This window comes from Dyella sp., assembly GCF_035486915.1.
Lineage (GTDB): Bacteria > Pseudomonadota > Gammaproteobacteria > Xanthomonadales > Rhodanobacteraceae > Dyella_B.
In genome coordinates this window covers 1-7956 of the sequence record NZ_DATHMR010000056.1, presented here as the reverse complement: position 1 = coordinate 7956, position 7956 = coordinate 1, and the positions used below count along the sequence as shown (strand labels likewise).

Here is a 7956-nt window from a genome sequence, read left to right as displayed (position 1 = left end):
ATCAACGGAACAACGACGTCGCGGATTTGATGACGTACGGAATCGTTCTGGGGCATCACATACGCCGTCATGGCTGGCATCCGGAAGTCTGTTTATATCAGAACGACCGCACCCCGGCAGCGGCGCGAGGAAGAACGGCCGCGCATGTGTGATGCATCCCGGGATTTTCATAGGCAAATAAAAACCTCCCCGCCGAAGCGGGGAGGTTTTTAAACGTGAAACACTTAGAACTTGTAGATCGCCGACAGAGCAAACAGGTTGCCATAGTCGTCGTAGGTGCCGGTCAACACATCTTCCGTGGCACTCACGTCGTTGGCGACCACTGCACGGTTCACGAAAATGTGTGCATACGATGCGTTGATCGAGAAGTGCTCGGTCGCCTTGTAGCCAATACCGAACGAGAGCAGCTTGCGGGTTTCATCCGGCACGCGTGCCTCGCGGGTCGGAGCGGAGGTTGGTGTGGTATCGAAACCGATACCGCCGCGCACCGTGAACTGATCGGTCAGGTAGTACTCGCCACCGAACGAGGTGTACCAGGAGTTGTGCCAATCGAACGCCTGCGTGGTGGGGGGCTGTGCCGGATTGGCGTAATTCACCGTCAGGTTCTTGAAAACATCCCATTCGGTGTAGTCGACATCCGCGCCGAAACCGAACTTATCTTCCTGATGCCAGTAGCTGATGGCAGCCGTAGCGGGCGTGGTGAAATCGGCCGTACCCTGGGTGTTCTGGAACAGCTGACTCTGGCCCGTTGACGCGAGCAGGTAGGCGAAGTTGGCAGGGATGGTGAAATCGGCCGAGCCGGTCAGGCGATGGCTGATCTTGGAGTGATAGTTGAAGTCGATGCGATCCTGAGGATCGATCGTCCACAGTGCACCCACCTGATAGCCCCATGCCCAGGAACTGCCCTGGATATGTGCGTAACCGTCGCTACCGGGCGGAACCAGGGGGTAGATCTCGGAGGTCAGCGTGGGGGCCAAGGCCTTCAGGAGCTGCGGGGTAAGTGGCTGACCCAATTGCGCGGCAGCTTGCTGAGCGCCAGCGAGCACGGCAGCACTGGAGGTGTTGATAGCGTTGGTCAACGTCGCGCTGGTGCGCTGAGCGATGGCGCTGGCGCCGATGGCCAGGTTGTCGGTGACGTTGTACGAAGCCGAGAGCGTGCCATCCAGCGATTCGAACTTCGATTCGATCGCGTTGTAACGGCCTACCCAGTTGTTGTCGTACTGCGTCTTGAAGCCGAACGGCACGGAGAAGCCCGCACCGACGTGCCACTTGTCGTTCAGCTGGGTTTCGAAGAAGAACGCGGGCACCGGCATGGTGGTACCGGCGTTGCCGCCGTTGTTACCGCCGATGGGTTGGCCCAGGACGTCGTGCGCGCTGCCATTGAAGGTCGCGCCGAAGTTGATGGCGGTGACGTCCGCTTCGAAATAGGTACCTTGCAGCAGGCTCATGGCTGCCGGGGCATTGGCCACGACGGCAACATCGCCACCGGCGGAATCGGAACCTGCGTAAGCACGGCCCATCGCCTGCGCGTCGTCTTCCTTTAGCTGGAAGGAGCTGGCATGGGCGGTTTGCGGAGTAACTAGCGCGCTAGCGATGGCCAGACCGAGTCCAGCCAATGCGAGCGGACGGGCACCCCTGAAGGTGTTGCGGATGAATGTATGCATCGGTTGCTCCTGCTTTTTTGTTGACAGCTCGGGTCGTAGCCGGGGCAGCCTTCCGCCAAAATTTCATACGCGCGTTTGATACCCCAGGCGGGCACTGTGCCGACTCGGGTCGGGCCATGCAAGTGCGGTCGCAGCAATAGACACGGCGTAAACGCTTATGGGCCTGCAAGAGCGCAGCAAAACCCACGGGCGACGCTGGCGGCCGGTGCTGTTAACCTTCGAAATTACAGGTCACCCGGACACCCTCATGCACTGTTTTGTCTACGCCAGCCAGCGCAAGGCCGACACGTACCTGTGGCTAGCCAGGCGGGACAACTTCGAGATACTTCCCGCCACACTCGTGATGCTGCTGGGCGACCTTCGCTTCGTGCTCGAAGTGGAACTGGAGCCCGAACGCAGCCTTCCTCGCGAGAACGTCGAAGCAGTGCTCGAAAATCTTCGAACGCAGGGCTGGCATCTGCAGTTGCCTCCGCAGGAGACAGTCGCTGCTGCAGGCGAGCCAACATCCATGCCCAAACGCCAGGACGAATAGACGATGACGAACGCTTGTTAACAAGTGATTACCGTCTAACGCGCTTCGGGTTTCTATACTGCTGACATGCCACCAATCAAATCGCGCCGCTCATCGTCGTTCCTCACTTCTCTCATCTGGTTTGCACCTGGACTGATCGTTGCGGGTATTTCCGCGGCGATCGGCGCGCATCCGTTGACGCTGATACCCCTGCTCCTAGCCAACACGCTGACAATGGCGGCGGTTTGTCACGCCATCGGCTTCGATCCGGAACCGGATTTCATAAGCACTGTCGTTCGTCGTGGCGGCGCGCATCTGGCCATGTTCACCTGCTATGTGGCGCTGGTGTTCCTGCTGATTGCGTGGCCGATGCTGCTGTTCAGTCAGCACCCGACACTGGGTGCGAGCCTGCTGCTGGCGGCGGCGCTGGTCGTGGCGTTGATGGTGTTATGGCGTCTTTGGCCGGCATTCGCGCTGGTTTTTGTCTGGGATGACGCTTACCCCGCACATGGTAAGCACGAAGGCTCATGGCTGTTTACCGCGACGGCGCGTAGCGTGGCGTTCGGTCGTCACCTGTCGCGCGAAGAACATTTCTTCAGTCATTTTCTACCGAGCGCACTGTCGCTGCTCATTCTTTCCTTTGCGGCGATTGCGCTGAGCGGTCTTTACGGCATTCTTCCCTCGGAAATGCGCACCGCGGCGCTGGTGCTTTACGCCGTGATCGTGATGCCTGTCGGTTGCCTGGTGATCGCCAACCGCACGTTGCGCGTCATGTTGAGCGAAGGTCGTCCGCGTCGTCAGAACGCGTCGCGCAAGACGACGGCATCAATCGTCGCAGCCGTCGCTCCCACGTTGAGTGAAAAAGAACGTATCGCCGGTACGCCCGAACAAGCCGAAGCGTTGCTCGCCGCGACACGTCAAGGCGACGTCGCGCGCGCGCTGGCCTTGGTCGAAGCCGGTGCAGATCCCAACACAAGCCCCGAAGCCGGCGACCGCGATCAGCGCCCGGTGTTGATGCTCGCCGCGCTGCTGCCCGATCCGCAGTTGTTGCGCGCGCTCATTATCAAAGGCGCGGACGTCAATCGCGCCAGCGGCGGACTCACACCTTTGCTGGCCGCCACGCGCGACAGCTGGCACGGCCGCCCCGACGCCGTGATGACACTACTGGCCAACGGCGCCAGCCCGCTGGTGGCGGATACCGATGGCAATACAGCACTGCACGGCGCCGTGCTCACGGGCGAACCTACCGTTGCGGCGATGCTGCTGGACGCGGGCGCATCGGTGGATGCAGTCAACAACACGGGCGCTTCGCCTTTATCCATCGCATGCCGCGCGGCCAATTGGCCGTTGGTGGAATTTCTGCTGGAGCGCGGCGCAAAGACGTCGCCAGCCCAGGGCGAACCTGCGCTGGTGGCTGCATCAGGCATCACGGACGACGACAAGACTGGCGTGAAAATGCTGCTCAAGCATCGCGCTGCAGTGAACGGTGTCGATGCCAAGCAGCGCAGCGCATTGATGGTCGCTGCCGCGGAAGGACACGAACAGATCGCACGCACACTGCGCGCCTCGAACGCCGATGTGAATCTGGTCGATCGCCACGGCAGCACGGCGCTGATGGAAGCCGCGCGCGCCGGCGCCGACGGCATCGTGCAATTGCTGGCCCAAGCGCATGCCGATGCACAGGCGCGCGATCATCACGGCCGCGATGCACTCACGCTCGCCTGCCAATCCCCGCACGCCAAGGCCGAAACGGTACGCACACTGATCGCGCTGGGCGCAGAACCGAAAACACCGGGCCCCGATGGCCGCAGCGCACTCGATCACGCAGCCGCCAGCGGGCGCTGGGATCTGGTTGCGTTGCTCGATCCGGATACGCCGCTGCCAGCCAGCCTCAACCTAGACACCATCTCCGAAGGTGCGGACACACCCGCACATCTGTTGGACGCGTTGCGCTTCGGACATTGGGCGATCGTTTCCAGTTTTACGGCACGCGTGCGCGATTGGTCGCAGACGCAACTGGCACAGCTTTATCTGGAACTGGCCGAACCGGGTCTGCGCTCGGCGCGGCAGTGGTTGCTCGACCACGGCCTGCAAGCCGAGGCACGTTTGCAACCGCAACTGATTGACGATCTCGACAGCGATCTGCCCACCCTGCCGCCGCTGGGACGTCGTCTGTTTGACGCATTGCTTCCGCTGCTTCCGCAAAGCGCCGAAGCGATCGACGATCTGCTCGATGCAGGCGCAAGCCCCGCCGGCGCAGGTCTATTGGCACAAGCGCTGGGACGTCTGCATGCCGCACCGCAAGCCGTTTCATTGCCGCTGGCGATGCTCGAACGGGGTGCCGATCCGTTTGGCACCGACGAACGCGAGCGGACGCCGCTGCATCTCGCCGCCAACAACAATCAGCCTGCGCTGCTGCAAGCGCTGCTCGCGCGCGGCTGCGATCCCAATTGTCGCGACAGCAGCGGACGCACGCCCTTGTTTGCTGCACTCGAACACGGCGTGGATGCATTGCCGCTTGTGCGTGCACTTGTGGCGCATGGCGCGGATGCCGAAGCGGTCGATGCAAATGGCGAAACGCCGCTGGGTCTGGCACTCGAACATCCGGAACTGGAACGCTGGCTCGACTGGAACGGCTGGGAACGCCCACGCCGCCCGCTACGTGCTGACGACCTGATTCAAGCCACCAAACAGGGAGCGGGCATTGCCGTGCAGCGTTTGCTCGAACTGAGTTTCGATGCCGATGCTCGCGACACGCAAGGTGCCACTGCACTTCTGCACGCGTGCGGCGCAGGTCATCGCGATATCGCCACCGCATTGATCGATGCGCATGCCGATGTCGGGGTCAGCGCAAGTAACGGAATGACAGCACTCGCCGCCGCGGTGGCTGCGCGTCGCGAACCGCTTGTCGCCTTGTTGCTTGAACGGGGCGCCGCGGTCGATCAACGCTTGCCGGGCGATGCCACGGCGCTGATGGTTGCCGCCGTGCAGGGATATCCGGAGATTGCCGAGCAATTGCTCGAAGCCGGTGCCGATCCCAATGCGGTCGATGCGCGTGGGCACAGTGCACTGCACGCCGCGTCGCAATTTGGCTTCGAGCAAAACGACAGCCTGCGCGCACGACGTCTCTTCGATGCATTGCTCAAGCGCCAAGCCGATCTGAATCTCGCCGACACGGAAGGCAAAACACCGCTGTTGCTGCTGCTCGGCGCTCACCTGCGTCCGGGTAGCCCGTGCGATCCAACGCATATCGGCGCACTACTACCTGTGTTGCTCGATGCCGGTGCACGCATCGAGCATGCCGATCAGCGCGGCGTGACAGCACTACATGCCTGCGCCATGCATGCGCTGTTGCCGCCCGCTCGCGTGCTGCTTACGCGCGGCGCGGATCGCAACGCGGCCGATGCGTTTGGGCGCACCGCGGCGGATGTGGCGCGACATCTTGGCTTTATCGACATCGCACACGAATTGGCAGCACGTGGCGGCGCGATTCCCAGCGTGCGACAGACGTTGCGCCAGCCTGCGCAACCGTCCGATCAGTAATCAGCACGTCATCCGCATGGCGGATGACTAAACCGTGCCTCACGCCGATGCGTCGACGTGACTTGTTTGCAATGTCGTTGCCGTGCGTGGCGGCAATCCGTGCCACGCTTCGATCACTTCGTCCGGCGTGATGGTATCGACGCGTCGGCTGCGCGGCGGACCGCCCAGCACATGCACCGCCTCGGGCGTACTCGCCCTCGGCGTCCAATGACTGGGCGCTACCGAACCGAACATCACGACCAACGGGCAACCCACCGCGGCAGCGAGATGCGCGGGCCCTGTGTCCACGGAAATCATGCTGTGCGCGACGGCAAGCAACGCTCTCAAGCGTGGAAGCGGCAATTCTCTGGCGACGACTTCCACATTCGGCTGCGCCATGCTCGTACGAATACCTTCAAGATATTTTGCTTCCGCGGGTGAACCGCACAGCAAAATGCGCGCATCCGGAAGGTTTGCGTGAATCGCAGCAACCACTTTCGCCCAATTGTCGATCGGCCACGACTTGTCGTCGTCGCTCGCCTTGCGCACGCCGTTCCAGCGCATCGTGCGTTTGTTCGCGGGTTGCATTAGTACGAGCGGATGATCTGACAATCCGCGTGCAGCGAGCCATTGATCGCAATCGGCGCGATCCTGCGCGGTGATTTCGAAGGCTGGCACATGACTGCTTGTCGAAGTGACGTGTTCGAATCGATCGCGAAATGCGGGTGGCGTGGTGTCCGCCAACGTCAGCAGGTGTTCGATCCAGTGCCCTGCTTCGGGTAGCGCAACGTCGTTGAGGAAAACGCAATGATCTTCCGGGATGTCGGCCAGTTTCAGTAGCAAGCGAATGCGCGCAAGCGAACCCGCTTGCGGCTCGCTGACATAAACGGGCACGTCACCCATGCGTCGTAGTGCGCGCACAACGCGCCATTGTTCGGGGCTGAGTGCAAACGGGCGGTGATGCGACAGCAGGCTCATCACCCGCGCTACATCCGGCTGCTTGCGATAGAGTTCGAGCGAATGTTTGCCGATACCGAGAAGCTGGCAAGGCTGCCCGTAGCGCGCATGCAATCGGCGCAACAAAGGTTGCAGCAGGATCATGTCGCCAACGCGACCGAAGCGAATCACAAGCGGGCGGATGGGTTTTGACATGTGCGGCGCGAATCGGCGCTCTTGAGGTGGGTTACGGGGAGTGACCGCCTACTGTCCTATCGACCCCTTGCTTGAAACTTACCTCCTGCCCTGCTTTTTCGCTATGGCAACGGTTGGCGGTGCGTAGGCAAGGTCGAGGCCGGCTGCCTGCCGCAAACGCGGCTTTTCGGCCGCGATTTCATGCGACACGCCACGCTTCGCAAAAAAGCCTAGCTGACGAGGTGTGCCGGACATGGGATGATCCGGCGCTATGAAACGACTCGCCCCCCTACTCGCCCTCGTTGCGCTCTGCTGCGCTGGTTTTTCGTCTGCGCAAGCGGAGATTCCTGTGTACGGCTACAAAGTGCTGCACACCTATCCGCACGACACAGGTGCTTATACGGAAGGTTTCTTCTACCTCAACGGCTCCTTCTACGAAGGCACCGGAACAGTAGGACAATCAACAGTGCGTAAGGTCGACATGAAGACCGGCGAAGTATTACAACGCGCGATCCTACCGCCGCCGGATTACGGCGAAGGTATCGTGGCATGGAAAAACAAGCTGCTTGAGCTGACCTGGCAGTCGCATCGCGGTTACATCTACGACCTGAAAACGTTCAAGCAACAGGGCACGTTTGACTATCCCGGGGAAGGCTGGGCGCTCACCGAAGACGGCCATCACATTCTGATGAGCGACGGCACGCCGACGATACGCGTGCTCGACCCCGATACGCTCAAGCAGATCGGCCAGATCGACGTTACCGCTGATGGCGCGCCAGTCGCCAACCTCAATGAAATCGAGTGGGTGAAGGGTCAGATTTACGCGAATGTTTGGCTGACCAATCGCATTGCGCGGATTGATCCGAAGACTGGTCATGTCGTGGGATGGATCGATCTGACGGGCCTCGCTCCCAAAGCGGAAGACACACCCGATCCGCAGAACGATGTGCTTAATGGCATTGCGTATGACGCCAAGCAAGACCGCTTGTTCGTCACTGGCAAGCGTTGGCCGCAGATTTATCAGATTGAACTGACGCCGCCGCAAGTGAGCAAGTGAGCGTTTGAGCTTTCGCGCTCGCCGCTCGCGGCGGAACACCTGACACCCCTCAACGCCTGACACTCCTCACC

General features: G+C 61.3%; 6 protein-coding genes. 3 read left to right on the top strand and 3 right to left on the bottom strand.

Translation table 11 applies throughout. From position 1 onward, the window contains the following. Positions 1–224: 224 nt before the first annotated feature. A complete protein-coding gene (locus VK725_RS04905; protein WP_325316938.1) occupies positions 225–1664 on the bottom strand; it encodes an OmpP1/FadL family transporter in 1440 nt (479 codons plus the stop codon). Positions 1665–1911: 247 nt separating this feature from the next. Between VK725_RS04905 and VK725_RS04900 the strand changes: the two genes are divergently transcribed. Continuing rightward, positions 1912–2196 (top strand): YcgL domain-containing protein, encoded by a 285-nt coding sequence (locus tag VK725_RS04900; RefSeq protein WP_325316937.1) that lies wholly within the window; start codon positions 1912–1914, stop codon positions 2194–2196. A 66-nt stretch (positions 2197–2262) separates the two neighbouring features. After that, the gene (locus tag VK725_RS04895; RefSeq protein ID WP_325316936.1) at positions 2263–5718 is read left to right on the top strand and encodes an ankyrin repeat domain-containing protein; all 3456 of its coding nucleotides are present in this window, start codon (positions 2263–2265) and stop codon (positions 5716–5718) included. A 39-nt stretch (positions 5719–5757) separates the two neighbouring features. On the opposite strand, the gene VK725_RS04890 is transcribed toward VK725_RS04895, so the two are convergent. Beyond that, positions 5758–6849 carry a glycosyltransferase family 9 protein gene (locus tag VK725_RS04890; RefSeq protein WP_325316935.1) on the bottom strand — a complete coding sequence of 364 codons (1092 nt, stop codon included), beginning with the start codon at positions 6847–6849 and terminating at the stop codon, positions 5758–5760. 78 nt (positions 6850–6927) lie between these two features. Then, positions 6928–7083 (bottom strand): hypothetical protein, encoded by a 156-nt coding sequence (locus VK725_RS04885; protein WP_325316934.1) that lies wholly within the window; start codon positions 7081–7083, stop codon positions 6928–6930. 16 nt (positions 7084–7099) lie between these two features. Between VK725_RS04885 and VK725_RS04880 the strand changes: the two genes are divergently transcribed. Beyond that, the gene (locus VK725_RS04880; protein WP_325316933.1) at positions 7100–7885 is read left to right on the top strand and encodes a glutaminyl-peptide cyclotransferase; all 786 of its coding nucleotides are present in this window, start codon (positions 7100–7102) and stop codon (positions 7883–7885) included. Positions 7886–7956 lie beyond the last annotated feature (71 nt).